Annotated in this window: 16 protein-coding genes; 1 reads left to right on the top strand and 15 read right to left on the bottom strand. The window is 48.3% G+C overall.

Features of this window, described 5'->3' with window-relative positions:
* Window positions 1-56 precede the first annotated feature (56 nt).
* The 15 genes from AC0VZ8_RS09385 to AC0VZ8_RS09315 form a co-directional block, all read right to left on the bottom strand.
* On the bottom strand, window positions 57-2,000 hold the full coding sequence (locus AC0VZ8_RS09385) for a stage V sporulation protein D (RefSeq protein ID WP_216533897.1): 1,944 nt from the start codon (window positions 1,998-2,000) through the stop codon (window positions 57-59).
* Window positions 2,001-2,086: 86 nt separating this feature from the next.
* Entirely contained in the window at window positions 2,087-4,393 is a 2,307-nt protein-coding gene (locus tag AC0VZ8_RS09380; protein ID WP_475486699.1) for a penicillin-binding transpeptidase domain-containing protein, read from the bottom strand.
* 18 nt (window positions 4,394-4,411) lie between these two features.
* Window positions 4,412-4,825 carry a cell division protein FtsL gene (locus tag AC0VZ8_RS09375; RefSeq protein WP_071222979.1) on the bottom strand — a complete coding sequence of 138 codons (414 nt, stop codon included), beginning with the start codon at window positions 4,823-4,825 and terminating at the stop codon, window positions 4,412-4,414.
* Between the two features lie 33 nt (window positions 4,826-4,858).
* Window positions 4,859-5,812 carry a 16S rRNA (cytosine(1402)-N(4))-methyltransferase RsmH gene (gene rsmH / locus AC0VZ8_RS09370; RefSeq protein ID WP_071222978.1) on the bottom strand — a complete coding sequence of 318 codons (954 nt, stop codon included), beginning with the start codon at window positions 5,810-5,812 and terminating at the stop codon, window positions 4,859-4,861.
* Window positions 5,813-5,888: 76 nt separating this feature from the next.
* The gene (gene mraZ, locus AC0VZ8_RS09365) at window positions 5,889-6,326 is read right to left on the bottom strand and encodes a division/cell wall cluster transcriptional repressor MraZ (RefSeq protein WP_009590832.1); all 438 of its coding nucleotides are present in this window, start codon (window positions 6,324-6,326) and stop codon (window positions 5,889-5,891) included.
* Window positions 6,327-6,533: 207 nt separating this feature from the next.
* The gene (locus AC0VZ8_RS09360; RefSeq protein WP_475486698.1) at window positions 6,534-7,802 is read right to left on the bottom strand and encodes an adenosylhomocysteinase; all 1,269 of its coding nucleotides are present in this window, start codon (window positions 7,800-7,802) and stop codon (window positions 6,534-6,536) included.
* 40 nt (window positions 7,803-7,842) lie between these two features.
* Window positions 7,843-9,474, bottom strand: coding sequence for a bacillithiol biosynthesis cysteine-adding enzyme BshC (gene bshC, locus AC0VZ8_RS09355; protein WP_475486697.1), 1,632 nt, complete (start codon window positions 9,472-9,474; stop codon window positions 7,843-7,845).
* Between the two features lie 188 nt (window positions 9,475-9,662).
* On the bottom strand, window positions 9,663-10,601 hold the full coding sequence (locus AC0VZ8_RS09350; protein WP_071222975.1) for an ABC transporter ATP-binding protein: 939 nt from the start codon (window positions 10,599-10,601) through the stop codon (window positions 9,663-9,665).
* Window positions 10,598-11,593 (bottom strand): ABC transporter ATP-binding protein, encoded by a 996-nt coding sequence (locus tag AC0VZ8_RS09345; RefSeq protein ID WP_071222974.1) that lies wholly within the window; start codon window positions 11,591-11,593, stop codon window positions 10,598-10,600. The genes AC0VZ8_RS09350 and AC0VZ8_RS09345 overlap by 4 nt, the downstream gene beginning before the upstream one ends.
* Before the next feature lie 13 nt (window positions 11,594-11,606).
* Window positions 11,607-12,557: an ABC transporter permease gene (locus AC0VZ8_RS09340; protein WP_071222973.1), complete on the bottom strand. Its 951-nt coding sequence runs from the start codon at window positions 12,555-12,557 to the stop codon at window positions 11,607-11,609.
* A gap of 2 nt (window positions 12,558-12,559) precedes the next feature.
* On the bottom strand, window positions 12,560-13,492 hold the full coding sequence (locus AC0VZ8_RS09335; RefSeq protein WP_071222972.1) for an ABC transporter permease: 933 nt from the start codon (window positions 13,490-13,492) through the stop codon (window positions 12,560-12,562).
* A 209-nt stretch (window positions 13,493-13,701) separates the two neighbouring features.
* Window positions 13,702-15,363: a peptide ABC transporter substrate-binding protein gene (locus AC0VZ8_RS09330; protein ID WP_071222971.1), complete on the bottom strand. Its 1,662-nt coding sequence runs from the start codon at window positions 15,361-15,363 to the stop codon at window positions 13,702-13,704.
* A gap of 149 nt (window positions 15,364-15,512) precedes the next feature.
* A complete protein-coding gene (locus tag AC0VZ8_RS09325) occupies window positions 15,513-15,899 on the bottom strand; it encodes a DUF3397 domain-containing protein (RefSeq protein WP_071222970.1) in 387 nt (128 codons plus the stop codon).
* A 12-nt stretch (window positions 15,900-15,911) separates the two neighbouring features.
* Window positions 15,912-16,868 carry a ketopantoate reductase family protein gene (locus tag AC0VZ8_RS09320; protein ID WP_260064249.1) on the bottom strand — a complete coding sequence of 319 codons (957 nt, stop codon included), beginning with the start codon at window positions 16,866-16,868 and terminating at the stop codon, window positions 15,912-15,914.
* 139 nt (window positions 16,869-17,007) lie between these two features.
* A complete protein-coding gene (locus AC0VZ8_RS09315; RefSeq protein ID WP_071222968.1) occupies window positions 17,008-17,658 on the bottom strand; it encodes an RsfA family transcriptional regulator in 651 nt (216 codons plus the stop codon).
* A 341-nt stretch (window positions 17,659-17,999) separates the two neighbouring features.
* Between AC0VZ8_RS09315 and AC0VZ8_RS09310 the strand changes: the two genes are divergently transcribed.
* Window positions 18,000-18,236, top strand: a complete 237-nt coding sequence (locus tag AC0VZ8_RS09310) for a DUF2626 domain-containing protein (RefSeq protein WP_006209059.1) — start codon at window positions 18,000-18,002, stop codon at window positions 18,234-18,236.
* Window positions 18,237-18,336 lie beyond the last annotated feature (100 nt).

The following is an 18,336-nucleotide window of genomic DNA, read 5'->3' as shown; positions in this document are numbered from 1 at the left end:
ATCCCTCTCTCTATATATCTGCATCATCGTCTCTCGCTCCCGAATCGGATGATGCCTTAATGTTCGTGCTTGGTTCCCTCGGGGTCTTCGCCCATATAGATCCGAATGGTAGACCCTCGCTCTACCCGACTTCCCGGCTTCGGAGCCTGGGAAATCACTGTGTTGCCGGTCCCGGACTTGGCCAGCATGAAATTCATATTCAGATCCTCATACAGATCCTGAACCGTAGCTCCGACCAGGTTCGGTACAGTCACGGTTGGTGTCTCACCATACTTGTATTCACGCGCAAGCTGGTCTTTACGCGGCGGAACATTCATATAATGCAGCGCATCCTCCAGGATGTTCTGCACGATCGGAGCAGCTACGACGCCACCGAATTGAATGCCCTTCGGATTATCTACCGCCGTGTACACCACAATCTCAGGATCATCGGCAGGCGCAAATCCGATGAACGATACGATATGCTCGGTCGATGAGTACCGGCCATTAATAACCTTCTGGGCGGTTCCCGTCTTCCCTCCGACTCGATAGCCGTCGATGAAGGCCGGGCGTCCGGTCCCTTTGGCAACGACGCTCTCGAGCGCCTCGCGCACTTGCTTGGATGTTTCTTCCGAGATCACTTGTCTGACAAGCTCCGGCTTGATTTCCTCGACCGTCTCTCCCGTTTCTGGATTGACCCACGCCTTGGCCACATGCGGCTTAAACAATTTGCCGCCGTTAATGGCGGCGGACACTGCAGCAACCTGCTGGATCGGCGTAACCGATACCCCTTGCCCAAATGCCGTTGTCGCCAGCTCAACAGGACCGACGTTGTCGAGTTTGAACAGGATGCCATTCTCTTCCCCATTCAAATCGATGCCCGTCTTTGCCCCGAAGCCAAAATCACGGATATACTGAAACAGGCTTTCCTTGCCCAGCTTCTGACCTAACGCCACGAAGCCCGGGTTGCAGGAGTTCTGGACAACCTCCATGAAGGTCTGGCTGCCATGGCCGCCTTTTTTCCAGCAGCGCAGTCTCGCTCCACCGACTTCTACCGCTCCACTGTCAAAGAAGTGGTCGTTCTTCAGGTCGACCTTGTCCTCTTCAAGGGCAGCGGCAAGCGTAATAATCTTGAATGTCGAGCCTGGTTCATAGGTCATCCAGATCGGCAGGTTGCGGTTGTACGTCTCGGCTGAAAACTCCTGGTAATTGGCAGGAGAATACCCTGGCCTGCTGGCCATTGCCAAAATCTCGCCAGTCTTGGGGTTCATGGCAATCGACCAAGCCCCATTCGCCTGATACTTCACCATGGCTTGATCAAGCTCCCGCTCCATTATGGACTGAATCGATTTATCGATCGTTAGCTCCAGATTCAAACCATCACGAGGCTCGACATACTTTTCCGAGGAGCCCGGCATGATTCTTCCGCCTGCATCGGACAGATAAGATATTCCGCCTTCAAAGCCTTTCAGCTTGTCGTCATGCATGGCCTCCAAGCCGGTAAGTCCTTGACTGTAGGCCCCCGTGAACCCCAATATATGGGCTGCGAGATCGCCATAAGGATAATACCGTTTGTTATCCTCAGCAACAACGATACCCGGCAGCTTCAAATCACGAATTTCCTGAGCCAGCTCCATCGTAATTTTTCGTCCACCGGGATTTATCCGTTCCAACCTCGAACGTTTCGTAATGATTTTCTTGATATCGGCTTTGTCCATGTTGATAAGCCCGGCCAAGGTTTCGGCCGTATGGTCCGGATCTTTGATTTGTACAGGAATCGCCCAAATGGTCGGTGTTGTTATATTCGTAACCAATGCGGTTCCGTTACGATCCAAAATTTCACCACGCTGGGCCGCAAACGGAATGTCGCGGCGCCAGAGATCCTCCGCCTTCGCCGACAGCTCCGCGCCTTTCCCAATCTGCACATAAGCCAGTCTGATAATCAGTGCTGAGAACAGCAGGAGCAGCAGCAGCAGGCTCCAGAGCAGCCTTCTCCGCTGCGATACCTTGGATACTTTCACCTAAGCTTCCCTCCCTGTTTGAACCCGAAAGCTCATGATATGCGTTCTTCACATGAGTATTCGGGACAAACCCGGGTTAGAACAAGCTATTCCCCTTCTGTCTTGCCTTGTCCTTGGTCGGTTGCCTCGACATCGTTATCGGCAGTTCCATCCGACTCTTTTCCATCGGTTTCTTCCCCGTTCGCATTTTCGCTGCCAACGGAGGAAGTTTCATCGGAACTGCTGCTTCCCGTGATCAACTCTTGAGCCGACTTCAGCGTTAACTGCACGATTCGTTGACCATTCTCCTTGGCTTCCAACTGCGAAACAACGTAGCCCTCACCCTGAACATTAACCTTTACTTTCATCAAAGTGAGCACTTCCATGGCGTCCCTAAGCGATTCACCCTCTAAATTCGGGATTTTCATCGTTGGGCTATCCTCTGTAAGAAGATAGATCCTTTGACCTGCACTAATGATCGCATTGGCAGGCGGGTATTGCTCCTTCACCGTGTTTCCGTTGCCCAAGGTCTCAAACGCCACTCCATCCTTCAGCAGCTTGGCTTTTACATCACTCAGCTTCAACCCCTTAAAATCCGGTGCTTTCAGGGAATCCGTCAGCGATGTTCCTGATTTCGTTTTTTCCTTATCCTGCTTTGCATTCGATTTGGGAACGCCCCAATAATTCAATGTCTTGGAGACGATTTCCTTGAATATAGGCGCTGCCAGAGTACCGCCGCCCTTTTCCACGTTCGGTTCATCGATAATGACCAGTACGGCTATTTTCGGATTCTCGACGGGAGCGTACCCGATGAATGAAACTACTTGTTTCGTACGGTCTTTATATCCGCCGCCGGATTTTATCGCGGTACCGGTTTTGCCCGCAACCCGGTAGCCTTCAATATACGCATTCTTACCTGTTCCGTTTAATTGGTCAGCAACGACCTGCTCAAGGTAAGTCCCCGTTTCTCTTGCGGCCTCAGGAGATATGACCTGGCGCACGACTTTCGGTTCGATTTTCTCAACCTTGCCCGTGTTGGGGTCCTCGATCTGCTTGACCATGTGAGGCTGCATGAGCTTGCCTCCGTTGGCAACGGCTGAAATGGCCGCAATCTGTTGAATAGGCGTTACGGATACGGCGTAACCGTAGGTCATGGTTGAAATATCGGAGTCATAAGTCATATTCAAGGTACCGAGAATCTCCCCCGGAAGATCAATGTCCGTTTTCTGCGTAAACCCAAAATCCCGAATATAGTTGGTAAATCGCTCCTTGCCGAGCATTTCGTATCCCAATTTTACAAATGCCACGTTACTCGACCTTTTTACGCCTTCCAGGTAGGTAATGGGGCCCCAACCTACGCTGTTAATGTCCCGGTGGGTTCTTCCACCAGCTCTTATGGATCCGGATTGATAAATAGCACTCGGGTTAAACAGCTTTTCCTGCACTGCGCTGGCCAGCGTAACAATTTTGAAAGTCGATCCCGGCTCATAGATGGACCGCACGGCATGATTGATAAAATTCTTTTGATTCCATTCCGAATATGTATTGGGATCAAAAGTCGGCATATTGGCCATCCCCAGTATTTCCATCGTGTTCGGATCCGCTGCGATTACCGTCATACTGATTGGTTTATATTGGTTATACGTGTCGCGCATCGCTTCCTCGATATAATACTGGATTGTATCGTCTGTCGTCAGTACTAAATTTTTCCCATTTATTGCAGGCTGGTATAAATCGTCCTCGCTCGGCAGCTTGACCCCTTTCTTATCACTCTTGTACGAAGCGAATCCATCGGTTCCCTTCAGCTTGTCGTCATAAAATTGTTCAATGCCCCCGATACCCTTGCCCTGACGATCGGTATATCCCAAGATATGTGCAGCCACTGTCTTTTGTGGATAAAATCGTTTTGACTCTCGCTGAAAGCCGATGCCCGAATCGGGAACTTTGCCTGCGGCCTTCAATTTATCATTCAAGCTTTCGCTGAACGCTTTGACCTCTTCCATCTTCTCCTTGTCAATCTTCCATCCTTCGCTGCGGACTTCGCGGCCCTTGAGGTATTCGCCTTTATCGTCTTTAGCTTTAACCAGTACACGGAGTTCGTCCTCATCCTTGTCAAGAATCTCATGCAGTCCTTTAACGACCTCATTCTCCATGCCGTTAGCCTGAATGACCGCAGGATTCACAATAACCGTAAAGGCAGGCGCATCCATGGCAAGAATATCGCCGTCCCGATCCGTGATCGTTCCTCGCGTGGCCGGAAGATCCTGTTTACGCGACCATTTCGATAAAGCTTGTTCCTTCCAGAAGTCGTTATCGATGACCTGCAGCCAAAACACCCGACCAATCAATAAAGCAAAAAAGAGGGTTATACATCCCCCTATTAGCACGGTACGCAGTTTGATTTTTTTTATCATCGGTCAAAACCTCACACTTCAATCATTTTGTCCCGAGTCCGAATTCTGTGTCTCGGATGACCCCGAGACCGGTGATAGATGGATTGTATTATTGTCATCAATAGGGACATAGCCCAGCTCTTTCGCCTTGTCCAATATTTGCGTCTCCAGTGTTTGCTTCTCAACCTGAAGCTGATTGATATTTCGTTTAGCTTCGAGTGTCTTATTTTCCGTCGACTGGATCTGCCGGTTCAAGTCATAGGAATGAACATGACTCATGCCAATGACACCCATGACGGCAACCACAAATACCACGGACAGCAAATACAACAGCTTTTCTTTTTGCGGAAGCTGGGAACGACGTTTGACGACTTTTGTCTTCTCGAGATAAGCGGACTGCTGCGTTTCCTTCTGTCTCTCCTGTACGGCTAAATTGCCGCGCGTGTAAGCCATGGCTGATTCTCCTTCTTCAGGGATTTTATGTTTCTACAGTTTCTCCGCAATCCGCAGTTTCGCCGAACGCGCCCTTGGATTACTCTCAATCTCTTCCGCAGAGGGGATAAGCGGTTTGCGGTTCACCAACTTCAGCTCACCTTGGCCGCCTCCGCATACACACATCGGAAAATCTGGAGGGCACGTACACTTGGGAATGTAACTGTTAAAAATTTGTTTGCATATTCGGTCTTCGAGCGAGTGAAACGTGATGACCGACACTCTTCCTCCCGGTGCAAGACATCTCACGGCTTGGTGAAGCGCGTCTTTGAATGCGCCAAGCTCATCATTTACCGCAATCCGAAACGCTTGAAAGCTTCGTTTGGCCGGGTGGCCGCCCGTTCTCCGAGCTGCGGCCGGAATCCCTTCCTTAATCATTTCGACAAGCTCGCCGGTTGTCTGAATAGGACTCTGTGCCCTTCTTTCAACAATGACCTTGGCAATTCGCCTTGAAAATTTCTCTTCGCCGTATTCATACAATATTCGCGCGATTTCCTGTTCCGGCCATTCGTTTACAATCTTGGCTGCGGTAAGCTCGGCGGATTGATCCATCCGCATATCCAGCGGGGCATCATGATTGTAACTAAACCCTCTCTCCCCTTCATCGAACTGTGGAGAAGATACGCCCAAATCGAACAGTATACCGTCAACTTGCGGCTGCCCGTTCTCGTCAACCTCCACTTCGTTTCGGAGCACCTCCTCCAAATCACGAAAATTGGTTTTGACGAGCGTGATCCGGTCCACATACGGCTTCATGACTTCCCGGGCGTTATTCAATGCCCAGTCATCCTGATCCAATGCGATTAACCGACCTTTCGAACTTAGTTGGGAAGCAATCAGCGAGCTGTGCCCTGCTCCCCCGAGCGTACAGTCAACATATATACCGTCTGGTTTGATGCGCAGCCCTTCTGTCGCTTCTTGCTTAAGCACTGTGATGTGATGGAACAAAGCTGCAGCCCTCCATTGTGTCTGATTCATGATTTTAAGTGTTACTTGTCCATTTCAATACGATGTTCCCAGCTGGTTATAAATCAAAATCAAAATCTACCAGCTTCTCAGCAATGTCATTGAATGCTTCCTCCGACTGCTGATAGTAATTCTGCCACTGCTCCTTGCTCCAGATCTCCACTCGGCTCGATACGCCGATGACGACGCATTCCTTCTCGAGCTTGGCGAACTCGCGCAAATTGCCCGGCAAATTTACCCTTCCCTGTTTATCCCATTCACATTCCGTCGCCCCGGAGAAAAAAAACCGGGTGAATGCGCGTGCATCCGACTTCATGAGCGGCAGGGATTTGAGTTTCTGTTCCATGATGGCCCATTCATCTTTGGGGTATACAAAGAGGCAATTGTCCAATCCGCGGGTTACGATAAACGAGGTGCCCAGGAGGTCACGAAACTTAGCAGGGATAATGATTCTCCCTTTATCGTCGATGCTATGTTGAAACTCCCCCATGAACATCAGGCACTCCACCCCTTAACCCCGATTCCCCACTTTGCACCACTTTCCACCACTTTAGGATAATAGATTCGGCGTCAAGAATCAAATACCTTCTAACGAGCATTTGTTTTTTTGGAACTTTCTCTCAGAACATTCGCACAAAAAACCTCCTTTCATCCCGCTTGGGGATGGAAAGGAGGTTTGCAAATGATCTAAAGCTGCTGCTGTTTAGTGCTGAGCCCAGCTGTCCAAGTAAGACTTCTGCTCAGCGCTCAGGCTGTCGATTGTAATACCTAGACTTTCCAGTTTATATAAGGCAACCTGTTCATCCAATTCGTAAGGAACATTTACAACGCGGTTACCGATGTTTTTATACTGATCATTCACGTGTTTGAGCGACAATGCCTGAAGCGCAAACGTCATATCCATAATTTCCGCCGGATGTCCGTCACCTGCCGCCAGATTCACCAAACGGCCTTCGGCAAGCAAATAAATCTTACGGCCATCTTTCAGGTGATATTCTTCGATATTGCGCCGAACCGTCCGAACCGATTGAGACCGTTCTGACAAATCCGGTTTATTGACTTCCACATCGAAGTGACCGGCATTGGATAAAATGGCACCGTCCTTCATGACATCAAAGTCTTCCCCGCTGATGACATCGCGGTTACCCGTGACGGTTACAAAGAAGTCTCCCCATTTGGCCGCTTCGCGCATTGGCATGACGCGGAAGCCGTCCATATAAGCCTCAACGGCCTTAATCGCATCAATCTCGGTCACAATAACGTTGGCACCAAGACCTTTGGCACGCATGGCCACGCCCTTGCCGCACCAGCCATACCCTACAACAACAACCGTCTTGCCTGCAACCACCAGGTTGGTCGTCCGGTTAATTCCGTCCCAAACCGATTGTCCGGTACCGTAACGGTTATCAAACAAGTATTTGCAATATGCATCGTTCACGGCAACCATCGGAAATTTCAGAGCGCCTTCTTTCTCCAAAGATTTCAGGCGCAGGATGCCTGTCGTTGTCTCTTCCGCTCCGCCCCGAATTCCTTCAAGCAGATCGGTACGTTCGGAGTGCAGGATCGTAACGAGATCCCCGCCATCGTCGATGATCAGATCCGGTCTGGTCTCCAGTGTTGAAATGAGATGCTGCTTGTATTCCTTAGGATCCGGGTTATACTTGGCAAACACCGTGATCCCGTCTTCTACCAATGCGGCACATACATCATCTTGAGTTGACAGCGGATTACTGCCCGTAATCGTCACTTCAGCGCCGCCGGCCTGAATGACTTTCGCCAGATAAGCGGTCTTGGCTTCCAGATGCAAGGAGATAGCGACCTTCAACCCTTTGAATGGCTGTTCTTTCTCGAATTGTTCACGCACCCGGTTCAATACCGGCATATGCGCCTGGACCCAATCAATTTTCAAATGACCTTCCGGTGCCAGCTTCAAGTCGGTAATATTGCTGGTTTGTATGGATGATGAGCTCATTTAACGGCCTCCTATGATCTGATGTTTGAATTCCTGATCGTTATACGTAAACGACCCTGTGAATGCCCGAAGCAGCGTATGGGATTTCCATCAGGCGATCCACCAGATTCAATCCATAACGATTCATGTATTCCAGGATGTTGTATACCCTCTCCTGAGGTTTCCCTTCCGGTAACAACGTCTGTTCAATGCGCTTCCACTTTGCCAGCGCGGCCTCATGCTGCTGTTCCAAGGCATTCCGGGATTTACTTAACAGGTAATCCATCTGCTCCAATATTTTATCTTTATTGGTTAGACCTAATTTTAACAGTCCACTTTGCATTTTGCCAAGATCTTCTATTAAAGGCTGATATAATGCTTCAAATTGTCCCCGGGTTTGACTGAATCGTGCTTCCAAATTCAGCTCGTCTTGGCTGGCGAGCCAAGCCTCACGCTTCTCGGACAAGCGAAGCTGGACATCCTCGAAGGACAATCCGTATTTCTCCATCAGCTTATGGACGGTTCCATCTACGATGGAGAATGACATTCTTGGGATGATCAGCGGCATCTGCAAACCCAAGTCGGAGAATGCATAACGCGTAATCGCCCAATAGGAAATCTCGCCTGGACCGAGTATCGTCCCGAGCACGGGCAGCAGCGAATCCTGCATGATTGGACGGGTCAACACATTGTTGCTGAAGCGTTCAGGGTGCTGATGCAAATCCCGAAGCAGTTCATCTTCCGTCAGCGAAACGATGCCTTTCCGGTCTGAGAATACACGTCCTTCTCGGTAAAGCAGCAAGCGTCTGCCTTCATGCAAGTAGAACAAGTTAGCCCCATTCTCGGATACATCAGCCTGGACTTCATAACCCTGACCCGCGATATCCCTCGCAGCCTGCTGGTACGAAAGTCCCATTTGTTCGTTGCGGGTAATCAAGGATTCGAATATGGGTATTTCCAACGCCCGAAGTCCCGGGTCTGCCGAATCCAGGAGTATCAGCCCATATTTGCCGAACAGATAGCTGATCAGTTTAGCGAATGCCTCGCTGAGCCCGGCCGAACCGTTTAGCGATTCCCTCGCCAGTTTCAGCAGATCTGCCTTATATTCGCTGTCTGCCAATTGAGTCTGAAGCTCTGCCAGCATCGCATTCCAATCTTCCTCGGCAACGCCAGTATAACTAACTGACGTCCTGAGTCCGTCCTTGGCATCAAGCTTGATCTTGGAAAGCTGCAGATCCTGATTCAGGAAGTACGTATGATTCACTTCATCCCAATCATGATCCTCCCCGGCGATCCAAAATACAGGCACGACAGGACGTTTCAAGCGCTCTTCCGCCTCGCGGGCCGCTTGAATAACGGTAATTGCTTTATATATGACAAGCAGAGGTCCAGTGAACAAACCGCTTTGTTGTCCACCAACCATCGTAACCGTTCCTGGCTGCTCCAGAAGTTGGAGTGATTTATGTACAGCGGGATGATCATTGTGTTTCTTATTGTACGTCCGAAGACAATCCGCCAGCGCTTTACGCTGAATTCGTTTGTCTTCCGAAAGATCCAGCCATTGTACCCGCTCTGCAAAGCTGTGCTCGCCGCGGTAATCTTCACCGTAGAACCCGCTTACCCGGTCGAAATGATGAATATAATCCTGAGCGAGACGCGAAGCGAGGGATAATGGTTCCGGAACGATATTCATGAGGTATGCCTCCTATTCTACGTCGCAACCAAATCTAGATTGTGCTTAAATTTAATTTCTTCTATATTATTTTGCCTTTCTTGATTGTACCGAATGTTGGCATTCTGCGTCAAAGGAAAAGAATAAGCCGCCGGCACGATGCCAGCGGCTATTCTTGAAGCTGCTTCCTCATACTGAGGCCCGTTTATTCAAGCGTAGGCTTTTGCAACCCAGTGTCCTTTGGACACTTCAACCAATTCCGAATCCTTCACGTCCAGTTGAACCGTTCCGTCTTCGCCTTTGGCAGCTGAAATCGGCCCCTGCATATCGTCTTCCAGCTTGAGCCGCTTTTTGTTTGCCTCAATTTCCGGATCCGGAATCGGAATCGCGGACAGCAAGGTTTTGGTGTAAGGATGGATCGGATTTGCATAGAGCTCTTCACTGTCTGCCAGCTCCACCATTTTACCCAAATACATAACCGCTACCCGGTCACTGATATGCTTAACCATGGACAGGTCATGCGCAATGAAGAGATAGGTCAGGCCAAGTCGGTCCTGCAAATCTTTAAGCAGGTTAACAACCTGCGCCTGAATCGAAACGTCCAGCGCCGAGATCGGCTCGTCACAGATGATAAATTTAGGGTTTACCGCGAGAGCACGGGCAATCCCGATCCGTTGACGCTGACCGCCCGAGAATTCATGTGGGTAGCGCGTGGAGTGGTCACTATTCAAGCCGACCATATCCAGCAGCTCCTCAATCCGCTTCTTGCGTTCGGCGCGGCTGCCTGCCATACCGTGAATATCCAGAGCTTCCCCGATAATATCCGACACCGTGAATCTTGGGTTCAGCGAGGCATACGGATCCTGGAAGATCATTTGCATATCGCGGCGCATCGCCTTCATTTTGCCCGGAGACAGCTTGTAAATATCCGTTCCGTTAAAATTAACGCTGCCTGCCGTAGGTTCATAAAGGCGCAGAATCGTCCGTCCCGCAGTGGATTTACCGCAACCCGACTCTCCCACCATACCAAGCGTTTCGCCTTCACGAATAAAGAAATTCAGATCGTCAACCGCTTTAAGAACCTGGCCTTTGCCCACGTTAAAATACTTCTTCAGGCCTTTTACTTCAATCAAGTGGTTATCCTTCATGAACCTTGCGCCTCCTTCGCCATCGGATGCAGATTCCAGCAGCGCGCCGTGTGCGTGTCGCTGAATTCCGTTGCGCCCGGATCCACCCGTTCACAAATTCGCATAGCTTCGTCACAACGAGCAGCGAACGGACAGCCTACAGGTGGTTTAATCAGATCCGGCGGTGTTCCGATAATCGGAATGAGCGGTTCGTCTTTCTTCTGATCCAGACGCGGCATGGAACGAAGCAAACCTTTGGTGTAAGGGTGCTGCGGATTTTTGAAAATCTCCCATTTCGTTCCCGTTTCCACCACTTCACCTGCATACATGACGATGACACGGTCACACATGCCGGCAACAACGCCGAGGTCATGCGTGATCAGAATGATCGATGTGCCCAAACGTTCCTGCATTTCCTTCATAACGTCCATAATCTGTGCCTGAATGGTCACGTCGAGTGCCGTTGTCGGTTCGTCCGCAATCAGCAGGGTCGGCTTACACGCAAGCGCAATGGCGATCATCGCACGCTGACGCATGCCGCCGGAGAACTCATGCGGATACTGATTAAAGCGCTCCTCCGCATTTTTGATGCCCACCAGCTTCAGCATTTCTATGGCGTGTTTTTTGGCTTCGGAGAAAGACATTCCCTGGTGCTTGATCAGCACCTCTGTAATTTGTTTGCCTATTCTAATGGTCGGATTCAGCGATGTCATCGGATCCTGAAAGATCATTCCAATATCCTTGCCGCGAATCGCTTCCATCTGTTTATTCGTTTTTTTGAGAAGGTCTTGTCCTTGGAAAATGACCTCACCCTTTTTTATTTCTGAGGGCGGGGACGGAATCAATCGCATAATGGTCTGGGCGGTAACACTTTTACCGCTTCCGGACTCACCGACGATGGCAACCGTCTCCCCCTTGCCGACTTCAAAATTCATGCCGCGGACTGCCTTCACTTCACCGCCGCGAACACGAAACGATACGTTGAGGTCCTTTACCTGCAAGATCGGTTCCATACCTTCCCACCTCCTATTTTTTCAATTTCGGATCAAGCGCATCACGCAATCCATCACCGAAAATGTTAAATGCTAACATCGTCAAGCTGATAAATAGAGCAGGAAACAACATCCGCCATGGATAGTACATCCATCCGGACAGGGCATCATTAATCATGGAGCCCCATGAAGCAACCGGTGCTTGAACTCCAAGACCCAGGAAGCTCAGGAATGCCTCGGCAAAGATCGCGCTTGGAACCGACAGGGTCAAGGTAACGATAATCGGACCCATCGCATTCGGAATCAAATGCCGGAACAACAGGCGCGCGGTTCCCGCTCCCATCGAACGTGAGGCGAGGACATATTCTCTGCTCTTCAGCTGCATAATCTCGCCCCGCACAATCCAGGACATGTTAATCCACCCGGTGATGGTTAAGGCGAGTATGATCGTTCCTAAACTTGGTTCAAATACAACCAGCAGCAAAATCGTAACGAGCAGGTACGGAATGGAATACAAAATTTCTGCAAACTTATTCATGAACTCATCGACACGGCCACCGAAATAACCCATGATGCCGCCATATATTACACCAATCATCAAGTCAATCGCAGCTGCTGCAAGACCAACGGTCAAGGATATCCGAGCTCCCATCCAGGTACGAACAAACACGTCGCGGCCCAGATCGTCGGTTCCAAACCAATGTTCTGATGAAGGCGGCATATTCGTATTCATCAAATCATTCGTTTCATAATCATAGTTAGAGATCATCGGGCCGATAATGGCCATGATGACAATCAGGATCATAATAACCAAGCCCGTCATAGCAAGCTTGTTCTTGCGCAATCTTTCCCAGGAATCTCTCCAGGAGGACAAACTTTCACGCTGTATTACCTCGGATTGTTTCTCATCAGGACCAATTTTCTGAAAATCTTCAGGCTTTAAGTTTAGTGCCGCAGGATGAGGCATACTTTGTTCTTTCTCCATGTCTACCTCTCCTTTCCGCCGGTCAATTTAATGCGTGGATCCACAAATACATATACGATATCTGTAACGAAACGCGCCAGCATCAGCAAGATGCCGTAGAATATGGTAATCCCCATAATGACTGTATAATCGCGGTTTGTGATACTTTCAACAAACTGCTTGCCAATGCCGCCAATGCCAAAGATCTGTTCAATAACGACCGAACCGGTAATGATGTTCGCTGTCATTGGCCCGACGTACGTTACGACCGGCAAGATGCCGTTACGGATGACGTGACGGAACATAATGGCGAACCAGTTGAGACCCTTAGCCTTCGCCGTCTTGATATAATCCGAATGCAGCACTTCCAGCATGCTGGATCGCGTTAATCGTGCGATAAATGCAATCGGTTGAGCTGATAGGGCCATAACAGGGAGCACGTAGTCGAGCGGTCCTTCAAAGCCCATAACATTGAAAATGCCCGCTTTCTCTGCGAGAACGTATTGCAACAATGACGCAAGTACGAAACTCGGTACCGCGATGCCGAGAACCGAGATGATCATGGCGATGTTGTCAATCAGCTTGCGGTGATACAGAGCTGCAAGCATCCCTAGCAAGACACCCACGATAACGGATACTACGATCGCGATAAGACCCAATCGGAGTGAAGGGCCAAATGTGTCAACAATAATATCAGTGACGGACTGTCCCTGTTTCTTCATAGACAAACCAAAGTCACCTTGAACGATATTGCCCAAGTATTTCGTATATTGCTGAAATACCGGTTTATCTAAATCATACTGCTCCATCAGCCTCGCCAAAATTTCAGGCGATGGCTTTTTCTCTCCCATAAACGGATCGCCCGGTATGGCTTTCATAAGAAAAAAAGTGGCTGAGATCAGTATGAACAACGATACAAGCATATAAAAAAACTTACTCGCCACATACCTCAGCATTTCGCTAGCCTCCTGATCAGTTGTTCTAAACCAAGCCGTCTATATAATTGTATTATTCTAGAACGGAACTGGCATCCCTTAACTTTCACCAACGGACACAAGATTTGGAAACCTTGCGCTCATACAAAAAAATCGGGATATATATGAGGTTTAAATGCCCCACATATATATCCCGAACCGTAACCTTTTATAAATGGTTTTACAAAAGACTACTCGATATATGCACGTGTGAAATCGATATCACCCTTATAATCCAGATGCAGATTCTTCACCCATGGTTTAACCAAGGACACGCTGGAGTAATAGTAGATCGGCATTACAACTTGGTTTTCTTCAACGAGAATTTTCTCAGCTTTGGACATCAGCTCCATGCGTTTAGCGTTGTCGCTAGTTGCATAAGCATCCTTCACAAGTTTGTCATATTCTTCGTTCTTGAAGCCAGTATCGTTGTTACCACCGTTGGATGTCCACATATCGATATAAGTCATCGGGTCGTTATAATCTGCTCCCCAACCGGAACGGGCAACTTGATAGTTCAAATCCGTACGGTTCTTCAGGAATACGCCCCACTCTTGGTTTTGTACCTTCACAGTAACACCGAGGTTATTCTTCCACATATCTGCGATAGCAAGCGCAATTTTCTTGTGGTTGTCATCGGAGTTATGGATCAGAGTAACTTCCGGCAATGTGGTATAGCCTTTTTCCTTCATACCTTGCTCGAGCAGTTTCTTAGCTTCTTCAAGATTTTCATCGAAGTAAGTATCCGGCACCTCTTTACGGTACTCGTCGGACTCACCTTTGATACCAGGAGGAACAAAACCGTGTGCAGGAAGTTGTCCACCTTGCGTGATTTTCTCTACGATCGCCTGACGATCAATCGCCATGGCAAATGCTTTACGGATGTTCACGTTGTCAAATGGTTCTTCTGTTGTGTTAAAGATATAGAAATACGTTGATGAAATCCCTTTGATCATCAGTTCATCGCCCAATTCCTTCTTGATCGCATTGAGCTGATCCGTCGGAATATTTCCTGTTGGATGTCCTGCATAATCCAATTCATCGTTACGATAGCTTGAAAGTTCAGTTGCCGAGCTGTTCACGATACTCATTTGAACTTTTTCAAGTTTGATTCCATCCTTGTCCCAATATTGGTCGTTCTTCACAAGCTCGATCTTTTGACCTTTGGTCATTTGTGAAACTTTGAACGGACCATTACCGATCAATGTTTCCGGTTTGGTTGCCCAAGAAGCATTACCTTCAACAGAGCTGTGAACCGGGAAGTACGTTTGGAATGACATCAAGCTGAGGAAGTATGGCGTTGGGTTTGCCAGCGTAACTTCGAGCGTATAATCATCGGTTGCTTTTACGCCGACTTCATTGGCGTCTTTGATCTCTCCAAGATTGTAAGCTTCAGCGTTTTTGATGTAATAGAGCTGATACGCATATGGTGATGCAGGAGTAAAGTTCGGATCAAGTACGCGTTTCCATGCATACTCAAAATCTTTTGCTGTTACTGAATCGCCGTTACTCCATTTGGCATCTTTGCGAAGGGTGAAGACATATTTCAATCCATCTTCAGAAACATCCCATTTTTCGGCTACGCCAGGCTCTTCAGAGCCATCTGCACCCTTGCGAACCAAACCTTCAAATACAGCACTGATTACTGTATTCGATGTGTTATCCTGAGCCAAGCCCGGATCCAATGTAGGAGGGTCGGAAGCAAGGTTCATACGGAAGACTTGCTCTTTAGGCTTGTCCGCCGTTCCGCCGTTATTAGCGCCTTCGTTCTTGTCAGCTCCACACGCTGCCAAAACCGAGCTGAAAGCAAGAATTAGCGTCATGAGAAGCAGTAATTTCTTTTGTTTCTTCATCTTGCGGTATCCCCCTCATAGATTTTAGGTATATGCTTATCGATTATACAACCAGTGGTCAAAAAAATCCAGAAATCAATAAATTGAAAAATCTGCCTGACCCAGAGATCAAACAGATTTATCACATAATACTAGTTATTAGATTGTACTTACATCATCTTAATTATGTAGGAGAGGAGACCAAAAAATGTAAAAACTATATAACCAAAACTCATGCTGACAAAACCCAGACGCCACACGGCGCGAAGAAGCCTCTTACCGTTAACCTTGCCTTTCCAGCGGTTCTGCGCACTGCCGATCAACCCCGCTGCAATGAGCAGCATGAGGAGAATGAGATAAAAACCGAATTTGGACTGGAATGTATTATTAAACAAGGCGGAGACGGAAAACAGCATGAAAAATGTGGTTACATCCATGGCCAGCTCCAGCGCTTGCTTTCGATTTTTATTTCTTTGCAAGACAACGAAATACACCAGTAAAAACGGAATGAACGGAAAAAGACTTAATGTGTGAAACAGCCCCTGCAAGAAACCCATGCTAAAGACCCCCTATGTATTCATCCCCTCGATGAGCTGTGTGATCAGCTCGTGTTTTGGCACAGAAATGCCATATTTTTGACCCAAACGGACAATGCTTCCGTTAATCCAGGCAACTTCCGTCGTTCTGCCTTCCGCTACATCCTTAAGCATGGAAGACGTGTTACCTGAAGTTGATTTGCAGACGGATAGGATCCATTCCCAAAGCCCGCTTCCATAAGAAATTCCAGCCGCTTCATATACGGCGATCCCTTCATTATATAACTGCTTCATAAGCCTGACTCGTTCTGGGGAAGTTAACAGCTCTCCATTAGGAATCCGCCACAATGCTGTCAAAGGATTAATGACCGCGTTGATCAGCAGTTTACGATAAATCATCTCATCCATTTCATTCGACAAAAAAGCTTCAAATCCTGCTCTATTCAGCTGTTTAACAAGCTTATTTTCATGATCTTCCTGAGAGAAAGCCTCTATTGGGCTCCCGGCAGGTTTCATTTTGCCGATTGTCGTCGTTCCGTGACCGGCGTGCAAAACGGAGACGCTGCTTGTACGCTTGGCCCCTTCCGTCGTAATGGCAGCGTAGAGCGTCCACATCGGCAGCAGGCCCTGAAGTCGCTCCAAATGGCCTGTACCGTTCTGAAAACATAGGAGTCTGCGGTGATCTTGCCCAAATAGAGCCAGCATCTCCGTTGCCATCTCTTCGATCCCTTGCTGCTTGAGCATGAGGAAAAGATAATCCGCATCGGCCCCGCCACCCGACTCGGCAAAGGATGACCATGAGCTGACCGAGAGAGCATGGGCGTCAACGACCTGCTGCCGGCCCGGCTCCTCGATGGTTATGCCGGAAGCCCGAAGCTTGTCCGCCTGCTCCTCGCTTCGGCACCATAGCGTGACACGGCAACCTGAATCAGCAAGTTTTCCCGCATATAACAGCCCCAATGAGCCGGCTCCGATAATATGGATATTCATGATAATCCCCCATTATTGTAATCAACCACAAAGTACTAGTCCTAGTATATATCAGAATAATCTCCTTTACGCACAAATAACCCGCCAAGCGCATGAAATGCACTAATGCGGGTTACGGCTGGAGCAAGATAATCTTTACCTATTCAATTCGTTCCAGGTTACCGTTTGCGTCCATTTTAAAGCGTGTCTTAAGTTCCTCGTCTTCTTCATTTAAGAAAGCAAGTCTGCGTGCCCGATCCATAATCTGAATCAGTGCCTTATAATCGTCATTGACTACATGATAGTCCGTTTTCACTTCGCTGACTTCCTTCAATAACCTTTGATTCTCACTGCGGAGTCTTGAAAGCTCTTCCTCTTTTTCACGCAAGTTCTTCTCAAGCAATTTATACTGACGTGAACTTTCCTGAAGCCCGCCCTTCCACTGACGAAGGAAACGGATAACGGCATCGATGGACAGTGTTTCTTCGCTTGCACCATCATTCTTATAGACATCGTGCTCCAGTTCCGGAGCAGCCAAACCGGCAACCTGCGGTCCGCTTACCGAAGGCTGTTTTTTATAATAACTTCTCTTTTGACGCTGAGATTTCGCCAAGCTGATAGCATCCTCATATTTCTTGCGAACGCAGCTGTTCCAACGAAATCCACAAGCCGCCGATGTCCGGCCGATTCTTTCTCCCACTTCCTCAAAGGCAGCCAATTGGGTGCTGCCCTCACGAATATGACGAAGGGTCACCTCCGCCAATATTAGGTCGTCCTCTGCACTCCATGCATCCTGTCTCACTGCTGACATACCATAAAACCCTCCTAACGACATCCTAAAATAACCGTCTTCAATACCGTAAATCGGCTGCTGAATAGGGTATAAAAACTGCTTAATTCATTTCTATGCCTCTCATAGAGTTCATAGAATCTATTTGATACTAAAATGTATTTCCATTTTGATTACAGATCATACTCTTACGAAGGCAAAAGGGAAGATTCGTCCAAATTATTCACGAATTCATTGTCCTGCTTCTGGTTAATAATAAAAAATAAAGGGTTTTCTTGAGTTAGGCGTTTACACGTTTTTCCCATAACGCTATAATGTTCATAGCAGCATTATGTGCGTACATACGAGAGGAGGATATAATCGTGGCACGGATGTTTCGAGTCCTTGGCTTTTTCACCCTGACTATCGGGTTGATGGCCTTTGCCGGAGATCATATTGAAATGGCACTGCTTTTCTTCCTGCAGACTGCATTTTTCGTGATCCTGGGATATTTGAAATTCACGGAGAGAACCTATATTCTTCTCTTCTGGGCTTATATGATCGTGACCTTCACAGGCTTTAGCTATTGGACGGTCTTCATTATGGGCAAACCACTCTAATAGGTAAACCATGCAAGTGATGTTTGTGATCCGCCGGCGCTCACCTGGACAAACTGGAGCACGCTGGTGGATTTTCCTTGCAATTAGAGAATGAGAGTAC

The organism is Paenibacillus sp. QJM3NY_38 (assembly GCF_056173265.1).
The sequence above is the reverse complement of the archived record's forward strand: the minus strand, read 5'-3'. Positions and strand labels throughout refer to the sequence as shown.